Source organism: Dickeya sp. MK7, assembly GCF_000406305.1.
Taxonomy (GTDB): domain Bacteria; phylum Pseudomonadota; class Gammaproteobacteria; order Enterobacterales; family Enterobacteriaceae; genus Dickeya; species Dickeya fangzhongdai.
Genome location: NZ_CM001984.1, coordinates 76352 through 100945 on the forward strand (window position 1 = coordinate 76352; position 24594 = coordinate 100945).

Consider the following 24594-nt stretch of genomic DNA (forward strand, 5'->3'; position numbering starts at 1 on the left):
GTGGGCCTCTCTTTTTTACAGGAGTGAATATGCATACAAGACATAATCATATATGGATCATGGTCATTATGGCCGTGTTTTTCTGGGGCAGTAATTTTAATGCCATTGCGGAACTGGATGCCAACCTGCCGCCCATCATTTCGTCCATTGTTCGATTTGTTATCGCGTCGGTTATTTTTTCTTTTACCCTTTTTATCTTCAAAGGTCGGGATATTTCTCTTTCCATAAAGGACGTGCTTTCGCTCGCTTTATTAGGCTTTCTGGGGATTTTCTGTTTTAACTATGCGATCTTCGCAGGGATGAAATCGACATCGCCTATTAACGGGGCGCTAATCATGGCCAATATGCCATTGGTGAGCATTCTGTTTTCCCGGTTATTGCTAAAGGCCAAAGTCACGCTGGCTCAATATATTGGGTTGATATTGGGTGTCTTTGGCGTGTTTTTGGTTATCGCCAAGGGGAATTTCTCTTCCCTGCGGTATAACAGCGGGGACCTCTGGATCATCGTGTCCTGTGCCTGTGGCGGTTTATATGCTGTTTTGACCAAAAAGCTGATCACCCATGTTCCTCCCGTGCAGGCAACCCGATGGACCATTCTGTTTGGTACTGCATTTATGTTGGTGTTTGCAGCGCTGACGCACGACATCAGCTATGACTACCTGTCGATATCCCAACTCTCCTATACGTTATTGGCTTATATGGCTATTGCCGGGACAGTACTGGCCTATTACTTCTGGGTCAAAGGGTGCCAGGTGCTGGGGCCGGAAAAAACCTCAATTACGACTAACCTGACGCCGGTCTTTACGCTGGCTATCAGTTTTATTATGGGAAAAACCGTCGAGCCTATCCAGATAATCGGCATGGCGGTGATCATCATCGGGGTATTGCTGGGCACCGGTTACCTCAGGAATATCCGTTTTTTTCCGCTGGGAAAGAAACTGGCCCGGAAAGAAGGCGCCTGAACAGGTGATTTAGCTATTCGTCTGATGCAAGGAGAGAAGATTTATATGGATATGCTGTCCGCCGGAATATTCACGGTTTTCAGGCCCAACCCCGCAGCCAGAATCCGGTTGTTGTGCATTCCCTATGCCGGCGGCAGCGCGAATCTGTATCAACACTGGCATGAGTATTTGCCGGAAGACATGGAAGTAGTGGTGGCCCAGTTGCCTGGGCGGTCATACCGGTTATCGGAGCCGCCGCATGAAAGTATGTCGGCGGTGGTAAGCGAACTGATGACGTATATACATCAAGTGCTGGATCGGCCGTTGATCATTTTTGGGCATAGCCTGGGAGGGTGTATCGGGTTTGCTCTGATGGTGGAGTTGCAGCGCCGCGGGTTGCCATTGCCGGCGTTTTTTATTGGCTCTGCCAGCCGTCCCCCTCATCAATTGCAGCTTGCCAGAAAAACGCACCATGTTTCGGATGAAAAATTTATCGATATGCTGAGAGAGATGAAAGGGACGTCGGAAGAGATACTGAATTCCAATGATATTATGGCCATGCTATTGCCGATACTGAGAGCAGATTTCAGAATTTCGGAGACGTACCAGTATACCGATACCTTAAAGTACGCTGTTCCCGCGATGTTCTTTTCCGGCGATGGGGATCGCTATTTGCCTGCTGAGAGAATTGCGTTGTGGCAGGAACTGTTTAGTTCCCGCGTTACTTTTGCCTCCTTTCCGGGAGGGCATTTTTTTATTCATGACCACATCAATGATATTACTCAAATCATTAAAAGTATTGCGGCTGATATTTTGAATAAAACGGATGGGAAATAATAGGGACGGAATACGCGATCATGATATCGCCGAGTCGAGAGAAAAAGAGGATGGTAGACGCCGGTGCCGGGTTTATTGAGCGGATAGGCGTTATTAACCGCACGCGAACGGAAATATTTACCGTAGGGTGGGGAACGTTTCAGATTGCTCATTTTAACGAGCGACTTTTTCATCTTTATAATATCACCATACCGCCGGTCATTGCCTCGTCGGTGAGAAAGCGGCAAGCGGAATTTCTGGCCGGGCGTGTTGTCGCGGCCACGGCGTTGAAGTCTTGCGGCGTAGCCTATCCGGCGATTGAGATACAACCTGACAGGGCGCCTCGATGGCCTGCCGGTTATATCGGATCAATTTCTCATACGAATGACCGTGCGGTTGCGGTTGTTGCAAGCAGCCAGCATCATACTGCCGTCGGTATTGATGTAGAAAGAATCATGGATAGCGCTACGTTAATGCAGGTTCTCCCGGCGATTACCGTAGGGGATGAATGGCGCAGGGTTGAATGTTCAGGAAGTGGGTTATCAGTAGAACAGCTTGGTACGCTGATCTTTTCTGCTAAAGAGAGCCTTTTTAAGGCGCTAAATCCGATAGTAAATAAGTTCTTCGACTTTACCGCGGCGGCGTTAACACAGGTACGGATAAAACAGCGGCGATTTACAATTCAGCTAACCTGTGACTGGGGCGAACAATATCGTGCCAATATCTCATTCACTGGCAGGTTTTATATTAATCATGATGCGGTGGTAACGTTATTGGTCGTATAAACGGGCTCAGCGGTAGCGCCTTATCGTGTGTGATAAGGCGTGGTATTTATATCGCGCCGGAGTTATGCCAGTGCGACAATCGATTCGACTTCGATCAGCAGGTCCGGGTGAATCAGGCTTGAAACTTCAATCAGCGAACAAGCGGGCAAATGCTCGCCGTAAAAATCAAACAGCAGTGTTCTTATCAGGGCTAATTGAGAGATATCTCTGACGAAGATAGTGAGTTTGATTAAATCAGCGGTACTTCTTTTTTCAGCGGCGAGAATGGCGGCAATTTGCTGGAGCACCGTGCGGGTTTGGGATTCCAGCCCGGCCGATTGAGCATCGGTGCCAAAGGCGGTCAGGCCGGAGATATACAAGGCGTCACGGTGCTTTGTCGCGTGGACATAAGGGCCTTTGATCTGAGGCAGAAACGCGTAGGTCATGCGTGTAACCAAAACAGACTCCTCACATAATTCAGGGCATGAATGTGTTCATGCGGGATGGCGGAAAACTTCATGATACTCGCATCAGGAGGGTAAAACAGTGTTCGGTCGTTGCTCGTTATCACTCCCGCCCATTGTTATTTTTATTTCATATTTTTTGAAAGATATCTGCAAATAAACCCGGTTTTAACGTCACGTTAACAGGTCTATTATCACTTCCATCGAAGGCGAGAACGCCTCCTGAAAAGAATACTCACCCCATTCAACGTGAAGGATATTGACCATGAAAGCTATCAAAAATATTGTTGCAGTTATCGCCCTGGCTACCGTTTCTTTCGGCACCTTCGCTGCGACCACGTCCACTGCGACTGAAGTACAGCAGTCCGCCAGCCTGTCCGTCGGCACCGTCAGCACGACAGCCGCTACGCTGGACGGTCTGCAGGCCAGCCTGTCGGAAAAAGCCAATGCGGCCGGCGCCAAATCGTTCCGCATCATCTCCGCCACCTCCGGTGAAAACCAGATGCGCGGCGTGGCTGAACTGTACAACTGATAACCGGTTTATCGTTATCATCAGCAACAATGGCCGCCTTCGGGCGGCTTTGTTGTTTTCAGTACTGATTAAGCGCCAGCGCGGCTGCGCCGAAGGCGGCGCTGTTTTGTGTCGGTAGCGTCGAGAGGCGCACCGGCGGTAGCGTTAGCGGCGCATCGTCGTCCGGCGCCGGCGTCTGAGCCATGACGGCGGCCTGCAATCCGGCCATGAAAGGCGCGGGCAGCGTGCCGCCGAGGTAGAGGCTGGGCGGGTCGAGCAGCGCGGTGACGGTATAGAGCAACCGATACAGCTCGCCCGCTGCGCGTTGGATCCAGCGCTCTCCGGCGGGCGAGGTCGCCAGCGCCTGCCAGTTCGCGTCGGCGGCGGTGGAAGGCAGCGTCTCGCCTGCCGCCAGCAGAGCGTCGTGCAGATCGTCAAACGATGGGCGTGACTGCGCGCGGGTACGCAGCGCGCCAATCTCCCCCGCGTTGCCTTGCTTGCCCCGATGCAGTTCGCCATTCAGGATCAACGCGCCGCCGATGCCTTTGCCGATATACAGGTAGAAAAAACTGTTGTCCGGAGCGGCGGACCCAAAATGCAGCTCGCCGATGGCGGCGCAGTTGGCGTCGTTTTCCACCAGCACCGGGCAGCCGAGCCGGTCGCTCAACTGCCGGGCGATATCCACCCCACGCCAGGCCGCCAGACCGGGGGCGATCCACACCGGCATGGCGCCGCCGTCAAACCGGGCGGGCAGCGCCAGACTGACGGCCAGCAGCCGCTCGCGTGCCTGCGGCTGAGCGTCGAGCAGGGTGCGGATGGCGTCGGCCAGCGTATCCGCCACGGAATCGACAACCCGGAAATCGCCGCGCAGCGTGGTTTCCGCCACGCACTGCCCGGCGTAGTCCATCAGGATCAGGCAAATCAGGTCGTATTCCGCGTACACCCCCAGCACATAGCCCGCGTGCGCCGCCGGTCGCAGGTTGATTTGCGGCGGGCCGCGCCGCCCCTGCGCCCGGTCGCTCTCTTCCAGCAGACCTAAGTTGAGCATGTCCCGCGTCATCATGCTGACGGCGGCGGTGGTCAGGCCGCTGGCGGCGGCCAGCGCGCTGCGCGACAGGCTGCCCGAACGGCGCAGCAATCCCAGCAGTTTGCGGTGGGTGGCCGTGAGTTCTCGCTTTTCCATGGGTATCCGTTGTCCCGGTTCTGTCCGGTTTCCTTCACACGTCTGCAATATAATTAAGTTACTTAATTAATTCGTCAACCTCAATAACAGGATGGTGCCCGTGCGTAAACTTGCTTCGTTATCCCTGTCGGCGTTACTGGCGAGCGGGCTGATAGCCCACGCGGCGGTGGCGGATGTCATCAAACTCAAGCTCTGGACCCTGAATGACCGCAATGCGCCGATGCGCACCGTCAACATCGAGGAGGCGGCCGGGGTGCTCAACCAGCAATTCGCCGCGGCGGGGGTGGATCGCAAAATCGTTATCGATACCCATGCCAGCGCGGTGCAGGGCTGGGACGATCTGGCGCTGGATACGCTGAAAGCCTTCGGCGTTAATCAGGGGCCGGACATTGTGCTGTTGCCGCACGAGTGGATCGGCGAATTTGCCCGCAACGGTTACGCCATGCCGATGGACGGGCAGATCAAGGCGAATCCGTGGGTGTACGCCGACGTGCTGCCGGTGTTGTGGGAGGCGATGAAGTATCAGGGCAAGGTGTACGGCGTGCCGCAGGATGCCGAGATCCGCATGTTTTTCTATAACAAGGACATGCTGCGCAAGATTGGCAAGGACGACGCCTTTATCGATAGCCTGCCCGCCCGCGTGGACAGCGGCGAGTTCACGATGGATGACCTGACGGCGCTGGCGAAAGAGGTGGTCGACCGTGGCGCCGCGCCGATCGGCATGCTGCATCGCCCGAATGTCGGCATCGATTATCTGATGGTGTTCGCCGCCTGCGGCGCGAAATTCATGGATGAGAAAACCGGCAAGCTGCTGTTTGCGAAGAAAGAGGTTGAAACCGCGCTGAGCTGGTACGCCCGCAATGTGGCGGCCGGCGTGACGCCGACCGATAACACCGCCATGAGCTGGGACACCATCCAGACCGCGTTCAAGCAGGAAAAAGCCTTCCTGTTCCATCAGGGCATTTGGGCGATGGCCTGGCAGGTGAACGATAACTTTGGCCCGGCGTGGCCCGCCGATAAAGCGGGTTACACCCATAAAATCGGCTGGATAGCGGCGCCGGCGGCGGTGAAGGGCGGCAAGCCCGCCAACCTGTCGCATCCCATCGCCTACGTGGTCAGCAACAAGAGTCAGTACAAGGATCTGGCGGCGCAGCTGGTGGCTATCGCCAGCCTGCCGTACTACAACAATCGTCACGCCGTCAGTTCCTATCACACCGCCATCAGCCATGCCCAGACCGCGATGCCGCAGTACACCGACAACTGGGCGTTGAGCGACGCCGGCAAAATGATGAAAAACATTACTTTTGTGCCGAATCACGCCCGCTTTGGCGACTATAACCGGGTGCTGTTCAAAGGCTTGCAGGCGGTAGAAACCAAGCGCATGACTCCGGCGCAGGCGGTGGACTTTATCGCCGACGAGCTGGAAACCCAGTTGGGCAAGGACGTGGAAATCGTGGATAGCCTGCATTGAGACACAGCCGGAGCGCGCGTGTCTCCGGCTCTGACGAGCGAGGTGGCGTATGCCTGTAACGTTCCCGAATCGCCCGACCGGCGTGCACCCCGCGCGCTGGCTGGCTCCCGCCATCTCGGTGCTGGCGGTGTTTTTTGTCGCGCCGATGCTGCTCAATCTGGTGATTGCCTTTAGCGACATGGGCAGCAATTTGCAGATAAGCGCCTTTGGCGCCGACAACCTGATGCGGTTGCTGGTGGCGGACAAACGCCTACCCGCCATTCTGCTGACCACGCTGGTGTATGTCGCCAGTACGCTGCTGCTGTTCAACCTGGGGTTGGGCATCGTGCTGGCGATTGCCACCACCGCCGTGCCGCCGGCGCTGGGCGCGCTGTTTCGCGGCATCTGGTTTCTGCCGCGGATTTCGCCGTCGGTGCTGTACGCGCTGTTGTGGATCTGGGCGGCAGACCCATCGCCCCACAGCCTGATCAATCAGGTGGTGGTCGGCGTATTCGGGCTGCCGCCGCTCAATCTGCGCAACGACCATCCAATGATACTGATTGTGGTGGCGAACGGCCTGGTGGGCGCTTCTTTTGCGATGGTGATTCTCGCCTCCACGATTCGCGCCATTCCGGCTCATCTGTGGCATTCCGCGCGGGTAGACGGCGCCGGGGAGTGGTCGGTGATTCGTCATGTGGTGCTGCCGGCGCTGAAAAGCCCGGTGTGTTTCATCGCGTTGTATCAGGCGCTGTCGCTGCTGGTGACCTACGAGTACATCCTGCTGATTACCGGCGGCGGCCCGGTGTACGACACCACCACCTACGCGCTCTACATTTACCGGCGCGCCTTCGAGTCCGGCGCTTATGGCTACGGCGCTATGCTGGCGCTGGGGCTGATGGTGTTCGGCGTGCTGCTGACGCTGTTGCAGTGGCGGATGATGAATATGCGCGCGCAGTTTACCCCGCCGCGTATCGAGGTGATGCGATGACGACGATGACTGCTGTCGACTGGGCGCGTCAGGCGGCGCGCTCGCGCTGGAATCGGGTGGGTTTTCTGGCGAGCGTGGTGCTGTTTCTGACGCTGGTATCGATACCGATTGTGACGCCCTATCTGTGGCTGCTGGCTATCTCGTTTACCCATCGGGATGGCGGCAGCGAGTACCAGGTGCTGTGGCGGTTGCTGACGATCGCGGCGCTGGCGTATGGATTGCTGCTCGCCGTCGCCTGGCGGGCGCGCACCGAACAGCGCGCCCGACGTTTGCGGTGGTTGGTCGGGCTGGCGGCGCTGCTGGTGTTCGGCCTGTGGGTCGCTCCGCAACTCACATGGCACAACTACCGTTTTCTGTGGAACCCGGACGTGCAGGCCACCGGTATGCAGAGCGGTACGTTGCCGTCTGTCTGGACCGCGCTTGGCAACTCGCTGCTGTTCGCCGCCGGCCACACGCTGCTGGTGACGCTGCTGGCGGTGCCTGCCGCCTATGCCCTGTCCCGGCTCGGTTTCCGACGGCGTGAAGGGGTGCTAAAGGTCCTGCTGCTGTTGCACGCCTTTCCGGTGATGGCGCTGACGGTGGCGATCTTTATCCAGCTTTACTGGATGGGGCTGCTCAACAGCCTGTGGGGCGTGATGCTGGTGATGTGCGCGCTTGAGCTGCCGTTCGCCATCTTCGTGATGAAGAATTTTTTCGACGGCGTGTCGTGGGATATCGAAATGAGCGCGATTACCGACGGCGCCAGCCGCTTTCAGGCATTCCGACTGGTGGTGCTGCCGCAGGTGACCGGCGGCATGATCGCCATCGCTACCTTCGCCTTTCTGCGCGGCTGGGAGGAGTACATTTTTGTGCGCACCCTGCTGATCGACAGCGGCAGGATGACCATGAGCCTGTACCTGTTCTGGGCATCGCAAGACAGCATGGGCGCGGATTCCGGGCTGATTGCCGCCGTGGGCGTCATCTACATCCTTCCGGTGCTGGCGCTGTACCTGTTAACCCAAAAATACCTGACGCAAATGAGCGTCGGTGGAATCAAAGGCTAAGATTATGGCGGAAATTGTGCTTGATGGCGTCACCAAAGCCTGGGGCGATACACCGGTGCTGCACCCGGTTAACCTGACGCTGGCTGACGGCGAATTTGTGGCGATCCTCGGGCCGTCCGGCTGTGGCAAATCCACCACGCTGTTTTTGCTGGCCGGGCTGTATGCGCCGACGCAAGGGCATATTTTGTTCGACGGCCAGCGGGTGAACGGCGTGGATGCGCGCGATCGCAACGTTGGCGTGGTGTTCCAGTCTTACGCGCTGTACCCGCACCTGAATGTGTACGACAACATCGCGTTTCCGCTGCGTTTCAAGCCTGCTGAACGCGACGAGCGCGACCAGCGGGTACGGGACGCGGCGGCGCTGGTGCAGGTGACGGAATTGCTGGATCGCAAACCGGCGGCGCTGTCCGGCGGCCAGCAGCAGCGGGTGGCGCTGGCGCGGGCGTTGGTTAAGCGGCCGTCGCTGTTGCTGCTGGACGAGCCGTTGTCCAACCTCGACGCCACCTTGCGCATGACGATGCGCACCGAGCTAAAAGCGATTCACGCCCGCTCACGCGCCACCACGCTGATGGTGACGCACGATCAGCTGGAAGCCATGACGCTTGCCAGCCGCATTATTTGTATGAATCAGGGGCGGGTGGAGCAGATAGGCACCCCGCAACAGCTCTATCGTCAGCCCGCCAATACCTTTGTCGCCGGCTTTATCGGCTCGCCGCCTATCAGCCTGCTGCCGGGACAGGCCAGCGGCTATCAATTGACGGTGGGTGAAACACGCTGGGGGTTGTCATCGACGTATCACGGCGCGCTGACGCTCGGCATCCGGCCGGAAGACGTCGCCCTGACGCCGCCGGGCGCCGGCCCGCTGTCCGGGCGCATCGAACACGTCGAGCCGATGGGGCGGGAGATTCTGTACCGCCTGCACACGCCGCTCGGCCCGTTGCAGGCGCTGGCGGCCGGTTCGACGGCGCAGTACGACGCGGGGATGTCAGTCGGGGTGTCGCTGTCGGTTGATGCCTTGCTGTTGTTTGACGCCGACGGTAACCGCCTGCCCGATGCAGGCGTTGTGCTGCCTGCCAATACGGTTTTCGCCTGCCGGACGGCAGGTTAACGTCCACTTACCAACAGGTTGCCTTATGCACATTGTCAGCTACAACATTCAATACGGTCTTGGCCGCGACGGTCGCTACGATTTGGCTCGCATCGCCGATGAAGTACGCGGTGCGGATATCATCTGTATGCAGGAAGTGGAACGCTTCTGGCAGCGCTCCGGCATGATGGATCAACCGGCGGAGCTGGCGGCGCTGTTGGGAGAGTACCACTGGGTCTACGGCGCCAATCTGGACATGGATGCCAGCACCGTGGCGGCGGACGGCCGGGTCGTCAATCGTCGTCGTCAGTTCGGTACCCTGACGCTGTCCCGCTGGCCGATTCTCTCCAGCCGTAACTTTCCGCTGCCGAAGTTCGGTACCCTGACCCAGCACTCAATTCAGCAAGGCGTGCTGGAAACGGTGATCGACACCAGCGCCGGGACGATCCGCGTCTATAACACCCACCTTAGTCACCTGTGCGCCGATACCCGGTTGCCGCAGGTGGAGGCGATGCTGGCGCTTTTCGCCCGCGCCCCGGATGAAGGCGGCGCCTGGTGCGGCGGTCATCCTGACCCGGCTGCGGGCTGGACCGAAGGTCGGATGCCGGTGATGCCGCAGGAGATGATCCTGATGGGGGACTTGAACTGCCTGCCGGACAGCGAGGAGTACAGCCGTCTGATTGGGCCGGTGTCGCCGCATCACGGCCGGTTGGTTCGTCACCGCGGGTTGATGGATGCCTGGGTCGCCGCCGGTCTGCCGGAGAATAGCGGTTCTACCCATCCGAATGTCGGCGGCCGTATCGATCACTGCCTGTTGACGCCATCGCTGGGGCTGACGGTACGCCGTTGCTGGGCGGATACCGAGAATCAGGGCTCCGATCACCACCCGTTGTGGGTCGAGTTGCAATAACCGGCGCGTCTGTCACCCGCGGCGGGGTCTGCGGGTGACAGGCAATTCATGGTTATTTTTTATTCATTTTTTTTGAAAGATATCTGCAAATAAACCCGATTTTAACGTCGCAGCAACAGGTCTATTATCACTTCCATCGAAAGCGAAGACGCTTTCACTAAAGAAACCAACCAAATTCAACGTGAAGGATATTGACCATGAAAGCTATCAAAAATATTGTTGCAGTTATCGCCCTGGCTACCGTTTCTTTCGGCACTTTTGCAGCAACTGAAGTACAGCAGTCCGCCAGCCTGTCTGTTGGCTCTGTCAGCGCCACTGCTGCTACGCTGGACGGTCTGCAGGCCAGCCTGTCTGAAAAAGCCAATGCAGCCGGCGCTAAATCATTCCGCATCATCTCCGCCACCTCCGGTGAAAACCAGATGCGCGGCGTGGCTGAACTGTACAACTGATAACCGGTTTGCCGTTATCATGCGCAACAATGGCCGCCTTCGGGCGGCTTTGTTGTTTTTGAGAAAAGTAACAATGGGAGGATTAACGGATGAAAGGAACCGGTTGCTATGCTGGAGTCCATCGTTACCCCAGCGCCTGCGCACACGCCCAGGCGGAGCTCCAGGCCCACTGGAAGTTGTAACCGCCGAGCCAGCCGGTGACGTCCACCACTTCACCGATGAAGTACAGCCCCGGCACTTTGCCGGCTTCCATCGTTTTTGACGACAGTTCGCGGGTATCGACGCCGCCGAGCGTCACTTCCGCCGTGCGATAGCCTTCGGTGCCGTTAGGCTGTACCCGCCACTGTTGCAGCGTGGTTTCCACCTCGGCCTGCTGTGGCTTGTTGAGCTGTTTTAGCGTGACGTCCGGTAACTGCCCCAGCGCCTGCAGGCATTCCACCAGCCGCTTCGGCAGCCACTGAGCTAATGTGTTTTTCAGGCTCTGGTTCGGATGCGCCAGACGTTCGTTGTTAAGGCATTCGGTCAGATCAAGGTTCGGCAACAGGTTGATGGTGACGAATTCTCCCGGCTGCCAGTAGCTGGACAGCTGCAGGATCGCCGGGCCGGACAGGCCGCGGTGAGTAAACAGAATATTTTCGCGGAAGGTGGTGCCGTTTTCGGCCGTGACCACCGCCGGCACCGACACGCCGGAGAGCGTCTGCAACTGTTCCAGCAGCGGCTTATGCAGGGTAAACGGCACCAGCGCGGCGCGGGTCGGTAATACGTTGAGGCCAAACTGCGTCGCCAGTTGATAACCGAACGGCGTAGCGCCCAGCCCCGGCATCGACAGCCCGCCGCTGGCGATCACCAGCGCCGGCGCCTGTACCACCCCGGTGTTGAGCTTCACCAGGAACCGATCGGTTTTTTCCACCGACAGCACCTCGCTGCGCAGACGCAGCGTCACCTTACCGGTTTCGCACTCTTTCATCAGCATATCGACAATCTGCTGCGCGGAATCGTCGCAGAACAGTTGGCCGAGGGTTTTTTCGTGATACGCGATGCCGTGGCGGTTTACCAGGCTGATGAAATCCCATTGGGTGTAGCGGGCGAGGGCGGATTTGCAAAAGTGTGGGTTGCTCGACAGGTAGGCTGCCGGCTCGGCGTACATATTGGTGAAGTTGCAGCGCCCGCCGCCGGACATCAGAATCTTGCGGCCCGGTTTTTTGCCGTTGTCCACCAGCAGCGCCCGCAGTCCTTTCTGGCCTGCCTGCGCCGCACAGAACAGCCCGGCCGCGCCCGCGCCAATGATGATTACGTCAAACTGTTCCACATTACTCTCCCGTTGTTCCGCCATGCCATTGCCCCACAGGGCGGCCGATTATAGGCGATGTCCCGACGCCGGTCATCGCCCAGGTGCGCCTTGTTCCTTGCGCCATGCTGCGCTGCCGCCGTTTGCCGGTAACAAAGTGTGTGGAGGGGTAAAAACAATAATGCCTTGATTTTAATTAACTAAAACATTGTCACCGGCAAGAATGGCGTAAATTAAGTCAAAATAATGTCATATTTTGCTTTTCCCGTTTCCGCTTGTCGCCGATAATGCGCCGCGTTCATGACCACTACATGGCCTAACACTTATGCTACATTTATTTGCCGGGCTTGATTTCCACACCGGTCTGATGCTGGTTCTCGCTCTGCTATTTGTTCTGTTCTACGAAGCCATTAACGGCTTTCACGATACCGCCAACGCGGTAGCCACTGTTATCTATACCCGTGCGATGCGTGCCCAACTGGCGGTTGTCATGGCCGGGGTTTTCAACTTTCTCGGGGTATTGCTGGGCGGGCTGAGCGTCGCGTACGCCATTGTTCACCTGCTGCCGACCGATCTGCTGCTGAACGTTAGCTCCACCCACGGGCTGGCGATGGTGTTTTCCATGCTGCTGGCGGCGATCATCTGGAACCTGGGAACCTGGTATTTCGGGCTGCCTGCTTCCAGTTCGCATACGCTGATCGGTTCCATTATCGGTATCGGTCTGACCAATGCGTTGGTGACCCATACGTCGGTGGTGGATGCGCTCAATATTCCCAAAATGGTCAGTATCTTCCTGTCGCTGCTGGTGTCGCCTGTGGTCGGCATGATCATCGCCGGGTTGATGGTGTATCTGCTGCGTCGTTACTGGAGCAGTAATAAGAAGCGCCAACGCGTTCACCTGACGCCGGCCGAGCGCGAAAAACAGGATGGTAAGCGCAAACCGCCGTTCTGGACCCGTACCGCGCTGATCCTGTCTGCGGTGGGCGTGAGCTTCTCGCATGGCGCGAACGACGGTCAGAAAGGCATCGGTCTGATCATGTTGGTGCTGATTGGCGTGGCGCCGGCCGGATTTATGCTGAACATGAATGCGTCCGGTTACGATATCAGCCGCACCCGCGACGCGGTGGTGAACCTGCAGACATACTACCAGTCTCACAGCGCGGCGCTGACGCATGTGATCGACCTGTCGCATCCGGTGATTCCGGCGCCGGAAAACGTGATTCCGTCCACCGGCAATAAACCGGATTTTCACTGTGATACCTCCCGCGCGATGATCGCCATCGACCGCGTGCAGGTGCTGCTGAATAACGTCAAAAGCTACGATGAACTGGCGGCGGATGACCGCGCCCGCGCTCGCCGCTTGCTGATGTGCATCGCCGATACGCTGGATCGCGTCGTCAAGCTGCCGGAAACCCCGTCTGACGACAAACGCCTGCTTAACAATCTGCGCAGCGATTTGCTGTACACGGTGGAATATGCGCCGCTGTGGATTATCGTTGCGGTGGCGCTGGCGCTGTCGCTCGGCACGATGGTGGGCTGGAAGCGCGTGGCGGTGACCATCGGCGAGAAGATTGGCAGAAAAGGCATGACCTATGCGCAGGGCGTTTCGGCGCAGGTGACGGCGGCGATGTCCATCGGTATCGCCAGCTATACCGGCATGCCGGTCTCCACGACTCACGTACTCTCGTCCGCGGTGGCCGGAACCATGATTGTAGATGGCGGCGGCGTACAGGGGAAAACCGTGAAAAGCATTCTGCTGGCCTGGGTGTTTACCCTGCCGGTATCAATGTTGCTCTCCGGCGTGCTGTACTGGCTGGCGCTGAAGCTGATCTGACTCGGCACGGTGATAAAGCCGTAGCGGGTATAAGTATAAGAAAGGCGGCCATCAGGCCGCCTTTCTGCTGTCAGGGCATAGGGTTGGGGTTGATAGAAACACGACCGGTTTACGCTGCCGGGCCGCCTCAGTGCCAGATGATCAAGGCAATGAGACTGACCACAATCAGCCCGCACAAGGCGGAGGTCAGCAGAAACTGACCGCGCACCCGCGCGCAGCGACGGATGAACTCGGGGTCGTGATGATCAAGATAACGTTGTGCGTAGATGTAGCGAACCAACCGCAACTGTTTACTGGGCTGACCGTGGGAGGTAAAAAAACCGCCCCCGTCCACATACTGGTACAGTAGCGGATCGCAGTCTCTCAGTATCAGCAGCAGCACTCGTAACGAAGAATAATATCGCGCCATATTGATGACACAGACGACACATAAAGCCCAGAAAAGCGCAAATGTACTAATCATCATGCTTCCCTCCCGGATTATGACCCATCAGATGCTTTCACGTGTCGAGTCCTGCCGACATCACATCTGTGGGTATTTATGCCACACGTTATTCACGCGATGTTATGGGGCTGCCAGACCATGGCGAGTTGCCCGGGTGTTCTTCTTCACCGCTGTATCCTTGCCTGGAGAAGGGCCTGCAGGGTCCCCCTCAATTTCATTGTAGAAGAGCCTTGCGTTTTTTTTCCATATCTGACGTAAGGTTCCTGAAAGCAAAAAACATCACGACTTCTTTTGATCTGACACCGGCTTTCTCCTCCGTAGGTCGCGCCCTTTTCAACTACACTTTGCATACGGGCGGGAGGTTTCACCGTTATAAGCGATAAACCGTCATCAGCTATAAACAGTATCGGCGCAGATGGACGGTCGCTTCAGGGCAAGTAGTTACCAGTATCCGCAGAACCGTTACAAAATATGTGGCGTTGTGATCTGTTGAACATAACCCGGAATCAGCGGGGTGCTATGCTCATTACAGCCATCGGTTATCAGACTGGCAGGAGAAATATCTGCTGACCCATCAGTTAGTCATTACGGAAGGAGCTTATCATGGCTTACAAACACATCCTTATCGCGGTCGACCTGTCACCGGAAAGTAAGGTGTTAGTGGAAAAAGCGGTTTCCATGGCGCGACCGTATGATGCCAAAGTCTCTTTGATCCATGTTGACGTGAATTACTCCGATCTCTACACCGGGCTGATCGATGTCAACCTGGGCGACATGCAGCAACGTATTTCCGAAGAAACCCAGAATGCCCTGAGGGAACTGGCGGAAAACGCTGGCTATCCGATCTCGGAAACCCTGAGCGGCAGCGGCGATCTGGGCCAGGTGTTGGTTGACGCCATCCGCAAGTATGATGTCGACCTGGTGCTGTGCGGTCATCATCAGGATTTCTGGAGCAAACTGATGTCGTCCGCGCGCCAGCTGATCAATACGGTGCACATCGACATGCTGATTGTGCCGCTGCGTGAAGAAGAGGAATAAGCCGCCCGAAGCGGCTCTGATAAGGGTCGGGTGAGCAGGCGGATACGAATAAGGCATAGCCATTCGGCTATGCCTTTTGCGTGATGGGGTTCCGCCAGGTGATCAATGAATACGGAACACCTGCACCAGTTGCGCCAGTTGCCGGGCCTGATCTTCCAGTGAAGCGGCGGCGGCTGTGGCTTGCTGTACCAGCGCGGCGTTTTGCTGGGTGACGCCGTCCATTTCATGCACCGCCTGCGTCACCTGACTGATACCGCGGGATTGCTCGTCGGACGCGGCGACAATCTCGCTCATGATGTCGTTGACCGACGTCACGGCGGTCAGCATGTCCCGCATGGTTTTCCCGGCGCTTTCCACCATGCCGACCCCATGACCGACCCGTTCGGCGGATTCGCCGATCAGCGCGGTGATGTCTTTTACCGCATCGGCGCTGCGCTGGGCCAGACTGCGCACCTCGCCGGCCACCACCGCGAAACCGCGACCCTGTTCGCCGGCGCGGGCCGCTTCCACCGCCGCATTGAGCGCCAGAATGTTGGTCTGAAAAGCAATGCTGCTGATGATGCCGGTGATCTCGCTGATTTTCTTCGAGCTTTCATCAATGCTGCCCATGACGCTGACCACCTGACCCACAATTTCGTCGCCGCGCTGGGCGATGTGCGCCGCGTTCTGCGTCAGTCGGGTGGCGCTGTGCGCGTTATCGGCGTTTTGTTTCACGGTAGCGGTGATCTGTTCCATGCTGGCGGCGGTTTCTTCCAGCGCCGCCGCCTGCTGTTCGGTACGGGACGCCAAATCGACGTTGCCGGCTGAGATTTCCACCGCACCGTGACTGACCGACTCGCTGGTGCTCATCAGTTGTTCCACAATGCTGCGTAGCTGCTGCTGCATTTCCGACATCGCATAGAAGATGCTGCTGGTGTCTTTGGGCTGAACCGGGATGTGGAGCGTCAGGTCGCCTTGCGCCACCGCCAGCGCGATCGCCGCCGCTTCCACCGGTTCGCCGCCCACCGGGCGCAGTACCTTGCGGGTGAAGATCAGGCCAATCACCCCGGACACCACCAGAATGCTAAGCAGGGTCATGAGTGCGCCGATGTAACGCAGCCGCACCGATTCGGCCATCACCACCTGTTCCGGCACGCTCACCCCCAGCATCCACGGCGTGCCGGTATTGCCGATGGCGATCGGCACGTAGGCATTCATCATGTCGGTGTTGGTGAAGCTATTGAAACGCTGCCGGTTATAGGGCTTGCCCGCGGCGATGCTGTCCATCAGCGGCGGGTCGCCTTCCAGTTTTTTGGCGATGCGCGCCTTGTCCGGATGGGCGATGTAGGTGCCGGAGGCGGAGTACATCGTGGCGTAACCGGCGCCCTGATAAGGTTTGATGCCGTTGACCATCTGCTGCAGCGTATCCAGCGAGAAGTCGGCGGTTACCGAACCGTAGAATTTGCCGTCAATCATGATCGGCACCGCAATCGAGGTCAGCAGTACGTCGACGCCGTTATAGGGGTAGCTATAGGGTTCGAGAATCACCTCTTTTTGCAGTTTGCGCGGCAGCAGATAGTAATCGCCGCTGCCGGGCGTTTCGTAATCGGTCAGGTTGTGAAGCGCCACTTTACCGGCGTTGTCGCGGTCAACGTAGCGCACAAACCGGCCCTTCGGGTCCTGCTCCGGCTGGCTGGCGTACTGTTGGTCTTTGCCGTCAAAGGCGTTCGGCTCCCATGCCAGCGACATCGACAGCAAATCCGGGTGGCTTTTGAGCGTGTTTTTCAGCAACAGCTCGGCGGTGGCGCGGTCCGGCGCGCCGGTTTCCCGCAGGCTGGTCACGCTCTGCGCCAGGTCGCGGGCGGCAAATAGCGCGATATCGAGCCGGTTCTGCACCGAATAGGCGCTGGTGTAGGCGGTTTGTTCCAGTAGTTGTTGGGCGGTGTTTTTTTGTTGCTGGCCGGATTGCCACAGCAGAAAACCGATAGTGAGGATGAAGCCGCAGGTAATGATGAAAACCGTGGTAATCAGCACCAGCGCGCGGGTAGACAGTTTTTTCTTCCCGGCGGCGGAGAGAGAAACCAGAGGCGTCTGGGTAGAGGAAGTATGGGAAACCAGCTCAATGGACATGATGAGAACTCCCCTGTGTGAAGCCATTCAATGGATGAAAGAAAAATCAACAGCAGGTGAACGTGTGCAGCCTGAACCATGTCCCTATTGTGAACTGCATCACATTTATAATATCGGCCAGCGTAGAGGGGGCTTTAATGTAGGAGCCATGAAACTGACGCTGTTTTTCTGGCTTCGCCCGGCGAAATCGCGCTAGCATGCAGGGAGTTGAACTGATTATTGGGGAAATTCATGGCGATAAAACTGATTGCGATTGATATGGACGGCACGCTGCTGACGCCGGAAAATCAAATCTCGCCAGTGGTGAAACAGGCGATTGTCGCCGCACGCGAAAAAGGCGTCTATGTGGCGCTGGCTACCGGGCGTCCGTTCATCGGCGTCGAGCGCTATCTGCAACAGCTGGGCCTGCAGCAGGACGGACATTACTGCATCACCAATAACGGCGCGCTGGTGCAACGCACGGCGACGGGCGAATGTGTGGCGCAAACCACGCTGAGCTTTGAGGATTACCTCCATTTCGAGGCGCTGTCGCGTGAGCTGGGCGTGCACTTCCATGCGCTTGATTTCAATTATGTTTACACCGCCAACAAAGACATCAGCGCCTACACGGTGCATGAGTCCCATCTGACCAGCATGCCGCTGAAATACCGGGCGGTGGAGGAAATGGACCCTGGTCTGCGTTTCCCGAAAGTGATGATGATTGACGAACCCGAGTTACTGGATGCCGCTATCGCTCGCATTCCGCGCGAAGATTTCACGCGTTACACCATCATGAAAAGCGCCGCTTTCTATCTGGAGATTCTGGACCAGCGCGTGAATAAAGGCGAAGGGGTGAAAATGCTGGCGCAGCACCTTGGCCTTGAACGTGATGAAGTGATGGCGCTGGGCGATCAGGAAAACGATCTGGCGATGATTGAGTTCGCCGGGCTGGGTGTGGCGATGGGCAATGCTATCGACGCGGTCAAGGCGGCGAGCCAGTTTGTCACCAAATCTAATAGTGAAGACGGCGTGGCTTACGCTATCGAGAAGTTTGTGTTGAATGTCTGACCCGCGCGGGCCAGACATATATATCCGTCATACTTCAAGCTGCAGATGCGTTGGCGTTATTACTCGGCCCATCCCTGGGCCTCGCCCCTTCGGGGCCGCGGTAAACCGCGTTCAACGCTGCTCCCGGCAGCGTTGTCGCTCACCCCAGTCACTTACTTGAGTAAGCTCCTGGGGATTCGCTGCGTCGCCGCGTTACAAGGCTCATTCTGAGCCTTGCCCTAAAGGGCCAACGCGTGGCGTTGTTCAACACGCGAGCGTGTTGTCCTGCAACTTGAATTATTTAGGGTATAGGGGAGTGTGCGGATCAGTCGTTAAAGAACGTCTGTTTGATCGCCAGTTCGACGCCGCGCACTTCCGCCAGCCCTTTTAGCCGCCCGATGGCGGAATAACCGGGGTTGGTTTTCTTCTTCAGGTCATCCAGCATCTGGTGGCCGTGGTCGGGGCGCATCGGAATGGCACGGGTGTTGCCCTGCTGACGGCGGCGGTGTTCTTCCGCCAGAATCGCTTTCACCACTTTCACCATGTCCACATCGCCATGCAGGTGCGCGGCTTCGTGGAAGCTTTTCGGGTTGTCTTCGCGGCAGGTAGCGCGCAAATGGGTAAAGTGGATGCGGTCGGCGAAGGTTTCGATCATCTTCACCAGATCGTTGTCCGCCCGCACGCCGTAAGACCCGGTGCACATGGTGAAACCGTTATGGATGCTGTCCACGGCGTCTTTCAGCCACTGCATATCTTCAATGGTGGACACGATGCGCGGCAGGCCGAGAATCGGGCGCGGCGGATCGTCCGGATGCACCGCCAGTACGATGCCGGCTTCTTCCGCCACCGGCACAATCGCCCGCAGGAATTCAGCCATGTGCTCACGCAATTTCGCCTTGTCGATGCCGTCGTACTGCGCCAGCTGGGCGCGGAACTGTTCCAGCGTGTACCCTTCTTCGGCGCCCGGCAGACCGGCGATAATATTGCGGGTCAGCTTGTCTTTGTCCGCGTCGGTCATGGCGGCGAAATAGGCGGCGGCCTGGCGTTGTTCGTCGTCGGTGTAGTCGGCGGCGGCGCCTGCGCGCTGGAGCAGGTGCAGTTCGAAGGCGGCGAAGGCGGTGTGGTCAAAACGCAGCGCCCGGGAGCCGTCCGGCAGCGGGTATTCCAGGTCGGTACGGGTCCAGTCCAGCACCGGCATAAAGTTGTAGCACACGGTATCGATGCCGCAGGCGCCGAGATTACGCAGCGACTGCTGATAGTTGGCGATGTAGCGGCGGTAGTCGCCGGTCTGGGTTTTGATGGCTTCGTGCACCGGCACGCTTTCCACCACCGACCAGATCAACCCTTTTTCAGCCAGTTGCGCCTGGCGTTTCTTAATCTCTTCAACGCTCCACACTTCGCCATTCGGGATGTGATGCAGAGCGGTAACGATACCGGTCGCGCCCGCCTGGCGGGCATCATCCAGCGACACCGGATCGTTGGGGCCGTACCAGCGCCAGGTGTGTTCCATAAAGTAGCTCCTTAAGCTATAGACTTGAGTAATCATCGGGATCGGATAATAACCGGTCTGGTGGTCAGGCCACCAGACCGGTTCACTATTCACCACCTGCGGTGATATTTCTGTGATTTAGATCACGCAAACATCAGGCAAGAGGCCGCTGTGGCGCCCGGGTGTGAGATGGATAGCAGCCTTGTCATCTGCGTATGGCGCTGCGGCATTTAATTTTCTGGCGTTTTGGCGGCTATGGTAAGCTGCGGGCTATTGTTTACAGGACATATGCTTATAGGGCATATGCTGACAGGACACGGCTGGCGCGGCCGGAGGGGATATAGTGTTACCCACACTGAAAGTTGAGCGGCTGTACCGGCAGATATCCAACCTGCTGATTAACTGTATCAGAAACGGTCAGTTTACGGCCGGGCAACTGCTGCCCTCGGAGCGTGAACTGGCGAAACAGCTGGGGGTGAGCCGCTCGTCCATCCGCGAGGCGCTGATTGCGCTGGAAATTACCGGTTGGGTGGAGATTCGCACCGGGAATGGCGTGTACGTCAACGACCCGCTGCCGGACGCGCCGCCCGCCGCGCCGCCGGAAGACGAATTCAGCCTGCGGGCGTTCATTCAGGCCCGTCAGGTATATGAGGCAATGATGGCGGAGCTGGCGGCGGTGCATGCCACCGACGAGCAACGCGCCGCGTTGCAGGATATCACCCGCGATCTGTCACGCCTGCACGTCAACGACGCGCAATTTCTGCACGAAGACAAGCGCTTCCATCTGTTGATCAGTGAAATGTCCGGCAATGAAGTGCTGCAGGACATGATGGATTACCTGTGGAACAAGCGTCAGAGCAGCCGGTTTGTGCGGCTGGAAACGCTCTACGCCGACCCCGATTTCCCCCGCACCATGAATCAGGACCATGCCGATATTGCCGACGCCATCGTCGCGCGCGACCCGGCCCGGGCACGCGCCAGCATGGAACGCCATCTCCAGCATGTGTACGATCATCTGTTCAGCGGTGATAAGTAGGCGTGAGTTCCGCCAGAAATGAAAAAACCCCGGGGGGACACAGGCACCGGGGTCGAGGGTAATGATGAGCGTGGGCGATTATTTGTAGATCACCGCGTTGCCGCGCAGGGTGTTGTCGCCGCCAGCATAGGTGATGGTGTAAGCGGAAGCGCCGGCGGCCTCAGCCTGATGGGCCAGTTTGGCCTGCAGCGAGCTCAGATCGTTGGCGGTGGCGGAAACGGAACCGATTTTTTCCAGCTGCTGGGCTTGCTCATAGTTGACGTTCTGGGCGGCGAAAGAACCAAAAGATACGGTGGCAAGGGCAGCGGCGATAGCGATGGTTTTGATGTTTTTCATGATCTTTTTCCTTCCTCGGGTAAATGACGTTGAAAGGCGTTTGTCCTTTCGATAACGGAAAGGTTACGCCCTGTTGGCCTTCGTGGAAAACGGAGGTTGTTGAAGATATCTTTCTATTTTTTTGATGGGAAATACAGTCAGGAATGGAAAATAACTCAATGATTTCTATTGTCTTTGTTGTTTTTTGAGCGATTTTTTAGGATATGCCAAGTTATGTCAAGAAGGCGAAAAATCTGTGAAGAATGAAGACAGGCAGATAACATTTAATGCTTTTTCACATCAGTTAACCAATATAAATATCTGGTCATGCGATGGCAACTGGTTGATTTATGACGTTCGGCCGCACGGATCTTCATTCACGGGATTGACCATCGAACGCGTCAACGTGGAAACCCGTCAGCGCGAGGTAATTTACCGCGCCGGGCAGGGCGCGCATGTCGGCGTAGCGACCGGCAGCCCGGTGGCGCCGCAACGTTATGTGTTTATCCACGGCCCGGAACACCCCGATGAGCGCTGGCAGTACGATTTTCATCACCGCCGCGGCGTGGTGATATCGGATGATGACCGCCAGCAGGCCACGACGCTGGATGCCTGCGTGTTGACGGCGCCGTATCTGGCCGGCGCGCTGCGCGGCGGTTCCCATGTGCATGTGTTCAGCCCGGACGGCAGCCGGCTGAGTTTCACCTACAACGACCATGTGCTGCACGAGCGCGACCCGGCGCTGGATCTGCGCAATGTCGCAGTGGCGGTGCCGCTGCATCCGGTGGTCGCGCCGCACCGTCATCCGCGCGAGCATGACGGCAGCCATTTCTGCGTGCTGGTGAGCGACACCACGCCGCAGCCGCGCCCCGGCAGCGATGACATCAACCGCGCCTACGAAGAAGGTTGGGTGGGGACGGCAGGCTATCTGCGTCCGGATGGATGCCGTCAGCGTTGGGCGCTGGCGTTTATCGGCGATACGCTGTCCGCTGGCGGCGAGAAGGTGCCGGAAGTGTTTATCGTCGATTTGCCGGAGCAACTTAACGATTACGCCCGCCCCGGCGAGCGGCCGTTGGGCGGCACCGACGATCGTTTGCCTGCTCCGCCTGCCGGCGTGCGCCAGCGGCGTCTCACCTTTACCGCCGACAGGCTACATCCCGGCGTAGTCAATCAACCGCGTCACTGGCTGCGCAGTTCGCCGGACGGCAGCCAAATCGCGTTTCTGATGAAAGACGATCGCGGCGTGGTGCAGTTGTGGACGGTATCGCCGAACGGCGGCGAACCCCGTCAGGTGACGCAGGGCGACTGGCCGGTGCAGTCGGCGTTCAGCTGGCATCCGGACGGCAAATACCTGGCGTTCATTGGCGACAACAGCGTGATGCTGTGCGAAGTAGCGACCGGTCGGTTGATTCGCCAGACCGTGCGCAGCGAAACGCCGCCGGTGGGGGATGCGGTGGTGTTTTCGCCGAATGGCGATCGCATCGCCTACCTACGGGATATTGATGGCTACAAACAGATTTTTGTGGTGACGGTCATGCGTTAACGCCGGCGTTTTTCCTGACGGGCGGCGCGCCCAGACTGGCCCGCCGCCTGTTACCCCGCTTCCGCCCTTCTCTGGTGGTTTCCAGCGCTCCGCTGTTTTGATTACCCAATAAAACTGTTTCCTTTCAAACGATTGCTTTTTATTCACCGATCCGCCTCACAGTTCGCAGCAAAAAACATTGTCACCGACTCTGTGCTTCAAATACATTGCTAACTCGACTTAGCAAAGAGATTTCAGCATGAAAAACGGTTGCTTCATCGGTGTGGATGTCGGGTCGGCCAGCGTCAGGGCCGGGGTGTTTGACGGCAATGGCCAGCGTCTGGCGTTTGCGGTACGGCCCATCGAACAGTTTCATCCTCGCACGCACGTGGTAGAGCAATCGTCGACGGATATCTGGCAGTCGGTCGGCGCTTGCGTACGTGAAGCGCTGGGCATGGCGGCGATAGCGCCTTCGCAGGTACGCGCCATCGGCTTTGACGCCACCTGCTCGCTGGTGGCGGTCGGGCCGCAGGGTCAGCCGGTATCGGTAGCTGAGCAGAACGACCCGCAGCGGGACATCATCATGTGGATGGATCACCGCGCCGCCGCCGAAACCGCCGACATCAACGCCACCGGCGACGACGCGCTGCGCTATGTAGGCGGCGAGGTCAGCATCGAGATGGAATTGCCCAAGATCCTGTGGTTAAAACGCCATTTCCCGGCACGTTATCAGCAGGTATGGCGCTTTTTCGATCTGGCGGACTATCTGGTGTGGCGCGCCACCGGTACGGACGCCGCCAGTGTTTGCACGCTGACCTGCAAGTGGAACTATCTGGCGCATGAAAACCGCTTTAGCGACAGCCTGTTGCAGGCGGTTGGGCTGGCTGATTTGCCGCAGAAAATCCCGCCGCGCATCCTGCAACTGGGCGAGGCAGCCGGAACGCTGGCCGCCGACGTGGCGCGCGACTGGGGGTTGCCGGAAAACGTGGTGGTGGCCGGCGGCATCATCGACGCGCACGCCGGCGGGCTGGCGCTGGTCGGCGGCGAACCACAGGGCAGCCTCGCCGTCATTAGCGGTACGTCTAATTGCCATATGCTGGTCAGTCGTCAGCCGGTCGAGGTGCCCGGCGTGTGGGGGCCGTACTGGGGCGCGATGTTGCCGCAGTGGTGGCTTAACGAAGGCGGGCAGAGCGCGGCGGGCGCGCTGGTGGAATGGACATTGCGCCAGCATGCGCAGTGGCCGGCGTTGACGGCGCAGGCGGAGCAACAGCGCCGTAGCCCGTATGCGCTGCTGAACGAGTGGGTGGCGTCGTTGGAACAGCGCGAACCGCTGCCGACCCGTCATCTGCATGTGCTGGCGGATCACCACGGCAACCGCTCGCCGCGCGCCAACCCGAATGCGCGCGGCATGGTGATGGGGCTGACGCTGGAACAAGGGCCGGATGCGCTGGCGCGGCTGTATCTGGCGACGCTACAGGCGATTGCTTATGGCACCCGCCACATTATCGAGGCATTGAATCAGGCCGGTCATCACATTACCCGGCTGACGATGTGCGGCGGCGCCACCAAGAATCCGCTGTGGCTGCGGGAATACGCCGCCATCACCGGTTGCGATATTCAACTGGCGAGCGAAGAAGACGCCGTTACGCTCGGCGCGGCGTTGCTGGGGGCGGTGGCCTGCGGCGCGTATCCCTCGCTGCCGCAAGCGGCGCAGGCGCTGGTGCAGCCCGGCCCGCTTATTCGCGCCGACCGGTGCAATCAGACGTTTCACGACGCCAAATACCAGATTTATTTACAGATGTATGACTACCAGCAGGCCGCCCAGCAACAGATGAGCCGTCACTGATAGCCGAATTTTCTTCCGGCATCGTCCGGAACGGACACCA

The 24594-nt window shown here is 58.2% G+C and carries 23 protein-coding genes; 16 read left to right on the forward strand and 7 right to left on the reverse strand.

Annotated elements, in window-relative coordinates; genetic code table 11:
* Positions 1 to 29 precede the first annotated feature (29 nt).
* Genes DXXMK7_RS00440 through DXXMK7_RS00450 form a run of 3 tightly spaced genes read left to right on the forward strand, consistent with a single transcriptional unit; the run spans position 30 to position 2542 of the window.
* Complete coding sequence (locus DXXMK7_RS00440; protein ID WP_049842573.1) at positions 30 to 962, forward strand: DMT family transporter; 933 nt, start codon at positions 30 to 32, stop codon at positions 960 to 962.
* 45 nt (positions 963 to 1007) lie between these two features.
* Positions 1008 to 1778, forward strand: coding sequence for a thioesterase II family protein (locus DXXMK7_RS00445; RefSeq protein ID WP_157987363.1), 771 nt, complete (start codon positions 1008 to 1010; stop codon positions 1776 to 1778).
* 50 nt (positions 1779 to 1828) lie between these two features.
* A complete protein-coding gene (locus DXXMK7_RS00450) occupies positions 1829 to 2542 on the forward strand; it encodes a 4'-phosphopantetheinyl transferase (RefSeq protein ID WP_159077963.1) in 714 nt (237 codons plus the stop codon).
* A gap of 62 nt (positions 2543 to 2604) precedes the next feature.
* Here DXXMK7_RS00450 and DXXMK7_RS00455 read toward each other — a convergent pair whose 3' ends face one another.
* Positions 2605 to 2967, reverse strand: coding sequence for a RidA family protein (locus DXXMK7_RS00455; protein ID WP_197724557.1), 363 nt, complete (start codon positions 2965 to 2967; stop codon positions 2605 to 2607).
* A gap of 283 nt (positions 2968 to 3250) precedes the next feature.
* Between DXXMK7_RS00455 and DXXMK7_RS00460 the strand changes: the two genes are divergently transcribed.
* Positions 3251 to 3517, forward strand: coding sequence for a DUF1471 domain-containing protein (locus tag DXXMK7_RS00460; RefSeq protein WP_038917373.1), 267 nt, complete (start codon positions 3251 to 3253; stop codon positions 3515 to 3517).
* A gap of 58 nt (positions 3518 to 3575) precedes the next feature.
* Here DXXMK7_RS00460 and DXXMK7_RS00465 read toward each other — a convergent pair whose 3' ends face one another.
* Positions 3576 to 4679: an ROK family transcriptional regulator gene (locus DXXMK7_RS00465; RefSeq protein ID WP_038917374.1), complete on the reverse strand. Its 1104-nt coding sequence runs from the start codon at positions 4677 to 4679 to the stop codon at positions 3576 to 3578.
* 100 nt (positions 4680 to 4779) lie between these two features.
* On the opposite strand from DXXMK7_RS00465, the gene DXXMK7_RS00470 reads away from it, so the two are divergent.
* The 6 genes from DXXMK7_RS00470 (at position 4780) to DXXMK7_RS00495 (ending at position 10606) form a co-directional block, all read left to right on the forward strand.
* Positions 4780 to 6150 carry an ABC transporter substrate-binding protein gene (locus tag DXXMK7_RS00470; RefSeq protein ID WP_038917377.1) on the forward strand — a complete coding sequence of 457 codons (1371 nt, stop codon included), beginning with the start codon at positions 4780 to 4782 and terminating at the stop codon, positions 6148 to 6150.
* A gap of 49 nt (positions 6151 to 6199) precedes the next feature.
* Entirely contained in the window at positions 6200 to 7117 is a 918-nt protein-coding gene (locus DXXMK7_RS00475) for a carbohydrate ABC transporter permease (protein ID WP_049842575.1), read from the forward strand.
* Complete coding sequence (locus tag DXXMK7_RS00480) at positions 7114 to 8160, forward strand: carbohydrate ABC transporter permease (RefSeq protein ID WP_038917378.1); 1047 nt, start codon at positions 7114 to 7116, stop codon at positions 8158 to 8160. The genes DXXMK7_RS00475 and DXXMK7_RS00480 overlap by 4 nt, the downstream gene beginning before the upstream one ends.
* Before the next feature lie 4 nt (positions 8161 to 8164).
* Positions 8165 to 9268 carry an ABC transporter ATP-binding protein gene (locus DXXMK7_RS00485; protein ID WP_038917379.1) on the forward strand — a complete coding sequence of 368 codons (1104 nt, stop codon included), beginning with the start codon at positions 8165 to 8167 and terminating at the stop codon, positions 9266 to 9268.
* Positions 9269 to 9293: 25 nt separating this feature from the next.
* On the forward strand, positions 9294 to 10157 hold the full coding sequence (locus DXXMK7_RS00490) for an endonuclease/exonuclease/phosphatase family protein (RefSeq protein ID WP_038917380.1): 864 nt from the start codon (positions 9294 to 9296) through the stop codon (positions 10155 to 10157).
* A gap of 197 nt (positions 10158 to 10354) precedes the next feature.
* On the forward strand, positions 10355 to 10606 hold the full coding sequence (locus DXXMK7_RS00495; protein ID WP_038917381.1) for a DUF1471 domain-containing protein: 252 nt from the start codon (positions 10355 to 10357) through the stop codon (positions 10604 to 10606).
* Positions 10607 to 10730: 124 nt separating this feature from the next.
* On the opposite strand, the gene DXXMK7_RS00500 is transcribed toward DXXMK7_RS00495, so the two are convergent.
* Positions 10731 to 11915 carry an NAD(P)/FAD-dependent oxidoreductase gene (locus DXXMK7_RS00500; protein WP_038920749.1) on the reverse strand — a complete coding sequence of 395 codons (1185 nt, stop codon included), beginning with the start codon at positions 11913 to 11915 and terminating at the stop codon, positions 10731 to 10733.
* A gap of 304 nt (positions 11916 to 12219) precedes the next feature.
* Here DXXMK7_RS00500 and pitA point away from each other — a divergent pair, with 304 nt between their 5' ends.
* Entirely contained in the window at positions 12220 to 13728 is a 1509-nt protein-coding gene (gene pitA, locus DXXMK7_RS00505; protein WP_038917382.1) for an inorganic phosphate transporter PitA, read from the forward strand.
* Between the two features lie 127 nt (positions 13729 to 13855).
* Here the strand turns inward: pitA and uspB are convergent, their stop codons facing one another.
* Complete coding sequence (uspB, locus tag DXXMK7_RS00510; protein WP_038920750.1) at positions 13856 to 14191, reverse strand: universal stress protein UspB; 336 nt, start codon at positions 14189 to 14191, stop codon at positions 13856 to 13858.
* A 585-nt stretch (positions 14192 to 14776) separates the two neighbouring features.
* On the opposite strand from uspB, the gene uspA reads away from it, so the two are divergent.
* Complete coding sequence (uspA, locus tag DXXMK7_RS00515; protein ID WP_038917384.1) at positions 14777 to 15211, forward strand: universal stress protein UspA; 435 nt, start codon at positions 14777 to 14779, stop codon at positions 15209 to 15211.
* Positions 15212 to 15313: 102 nt separating this feature from the next.
* Here uspA and DXXMK7_RS00520 read toward each other — a convergent pair whose 3' ends face one another.
* Positions 15314 to 17320, reverse strand: a complete 2007-nt coding sequence (locus tag DXXMK7_RS00520; protein ID WP_038917385.1) for a methyl-accepting chemotaxis protein — start codon at positions 17318 to 17320, stop codon at positions 15314 to 15316.
* Positions 17321 to 17551: 231 nt separating this feature from the next.
* Here DXXMK7_RS00520 and yidA point away from each other — a divergent pair, with 231 nt between their 5' ends.
* Positions 17552 to 18367 (forward strand): sugar-phosphatase, encoded by an 816-nt coding sequence (gene yidA / locus DXXMK7_RS00525; protein ID WP_038917387.1) that lies wholly within the window; start codon positions 17552 to 17554, stop codon positions 18365 to 18367.
* Between the two features lie 304 nt (positions 18368 to 18671).
* On the opposite strand, the gene uxuA is transcribed toward yidA, so the two are convergent.
* The gene (gene uxuA / locus DXXMK7_RS00530) at positions 18672 to 19856 is read right to left on the reverse strand and encodes a mannonate dehydratase (RefSeq protein WP_038917388.1); all 1185 of its coding nucleotides are present in this window, start codon (positions 19854 to 19856) and stop codon (positions 18672 to 18674) included.
* Between the two features lie 319 nt (positions 19857 to 20175).
* On the opposite strand from uxuA, the gene DXXMK7_RS00535 reads away from it, so the two are divergent.
* The gene (locus DXXMK7_RS00535; RefSeq protein ID WP_038917389.1) at positions 20176 to 20871 is read left to right on the forward strand and encodes a FadR/GntR family transcriptional regulator; all 696 of its coding nucleotides are present in this window, start codon (positions 20176 to 20178) and stop codon (positions 20869 to 20871) included.
* A 78-nt stretch (positions 20872 to 20949) separates the two neighbouring features.
* Here DXXMK7_RS00535 and DXXMK7_RS00540 read toward each other — a convergent pair whose 3' ends face one another.
* Positions 20950 to 21207, reverse strand: a complete 258-nt coding sequence (locus tag DXXMK7_RS00540; protein ID WP_038917390.1) for a YdgH/BhsA/McbA-like domain containing protein — start codon at positions 21205 to 21207, stop codon at positions 20950 to 20952.
* A gap of 235 nt (positions 21208 to 21442) precedes the next feature.
* Between DXXMK7_RS00540 and DXXMK7_RS00545 the strand changes: the two genes are divergently transcribed.
* Together DXXMK7_RS00545 and DXXMK7_RS00550 are read left to right on the forward strand one after the other, a co-directional pair.
* Positions 21443 to 22729: a DUF3748 domain-containing protein gene (locus DXXMK7_RS00545; RefSeq protein WP_038917392.1), complete on the forward strand. Its 1287-nt coding sequence runs from the start codon at positions 21443 to 21445 to the stop codon at positions 22727 to 22729.
* A 238-nt stretch (positions 22730 to 22967) separates the two neighbouring features.
* Positions 22968 to 24554: an FGGY-family carbohydrate kinase gene (locus DXXMK7_RS00550; RefSeq protein ID WP_038917394.1), complete on the forward strand. Its 1587-nt coding sequence runs from the start codon at positions 22968 to 22970 to the stop codon at positions 24552 to 24554.
* Positions 24555 to 24594 lie beyond the last annotated feature (40 nt).

Bases quoted from the DNA above. Each gene is read 5' to 3' on its own strand.
- DXXMK7_RS00520 (WP_038917385.1), bottom strand. From the start codon at position 17,320: ATGTCCATTGAGCTGGTTTCCCATACTTCCTCTACCCAGACGCCTCTG.
- DXXMK7_RS00450 (WP_159077963.1), top strand. From the start codon at position 1,829: ATGGTAGACGCCGGTGCCGGGTTTATTGAGCGGATAGGCGTTATTAAC.
- DXXMK7_RS00465 (WP_038917374.1), bottom strand. From the start codon at position 4,679: ATGGAAAAGCGAGAACTCACGGCCACCCACCGCAAACTGCTGGGATTG.
- DXXMK7_RS00480 (WP_038917378.1), top strand. From the start codon at position 7,114: ATGACGACGATGACTGCTGTCGACTGGGCGCGTCAGGCGGCGCGCTCG.
- DXXMK7_RS00550 (WP_038917394.1), top strand. From the start codon at position 22,968: ATGAAAAACGGTTGCTTCATCGGTGTGGATGTCGGGTCGGCCAGCGTC.
- uxuA (WP_038917388.1), bottom strand. From the start codon at position 19,856: ATGGAACACACCTGGCGCTGGTACGGCCCCAACGATCCGGTGTCGCTG.
- DXXMK7_RS00495 (WP_038917381.1), top strand. From the start codon at position 10,355: ATGAAAGCTATCAAAAATATTGTTGCAGTTATCGCCCTGGCTACCGTT.
- DXXMK7_RS00440 (WP_049842573.1), top strand. From the start codon at position 30: ATGCATACAAGACATAATCATATATGGATCATGGTCATTATGGCCGTG.
- DXXMK7_RS00490 (WP_038917380.1), top strand. From the start codon at position 9,294: ATGCACATTGTCAGCTACAACATTCAATACGGTCTTGGCCGCGACGGT.
- uspA (WP_038917384.1), top strand. From the start codon at position 14,777: ATGGCTTACAAACACATCCTTATCGCGGTCGACCTGTCACCGGAAAGT.
- DXXMK7_RS00455 (WP_197724557.1), bottom strand. From the start codon at position 2,967: ATGACCTACGCGTTTCTGCCTCAGATCAAAGGCCCTTATGTCCACGCG.
- DXXMK7_RS00485 (WP_038917379.1), top strand. From the start codon at position 8,165: ATGGCGGAAATTGTGCTTGATGGCGTCACCAAAGCCTGGGGCGATACA.
- DXXMK7_RS00460 (WP_038917373.1), top strand. From the start codon at position 3,251: ATGAAAGCTATCAAAAATATTGTTGCAGTTATCGCCCTGGCTACCGTT.
- DXXMK7_RS00540 (WP_038917390.1), bottom strand. From the start codon at position 21,207: ATGAAAAACATCAAAACCATCGCTATCGCCGCTGCCCTTGCCACCGTA.
- uspB (WP_038920750.1), bottom strand. From the start codon at position 14,191: ATGATTAGTACATTTGCGCTTTTCTGGGCTTTATGTGTCGTCTGTGTC.
- pitA (WP_038917382.1), top strand. From the start codon at position 12,220: ATGCTACATTTATTTGCCGGGCTTGATTTCCACACCGGTCTGATGCTG.
- DXXMK7_RS00445 (WP_157987363.1), top strand. From the start codon at position 1,008: ATGGATATGCTGTCCGCCGGAATATTCACGGTTTTCAGGCCCAACCCC.
- DXXMK7_RS00475 (WP_049842575.1), top strand. From the start codon at position 6,200: ATGCCTGTAACGTTCCCGAATCGCCCGACCGGCGTGCACCCCGCGCGC.
- yidA (WP_038917387.1), top strand. From the start codon at position 17,552: ATGGCGATAAAACTGATTGCGATTGATATGGACGGCACGCTGCTGACG.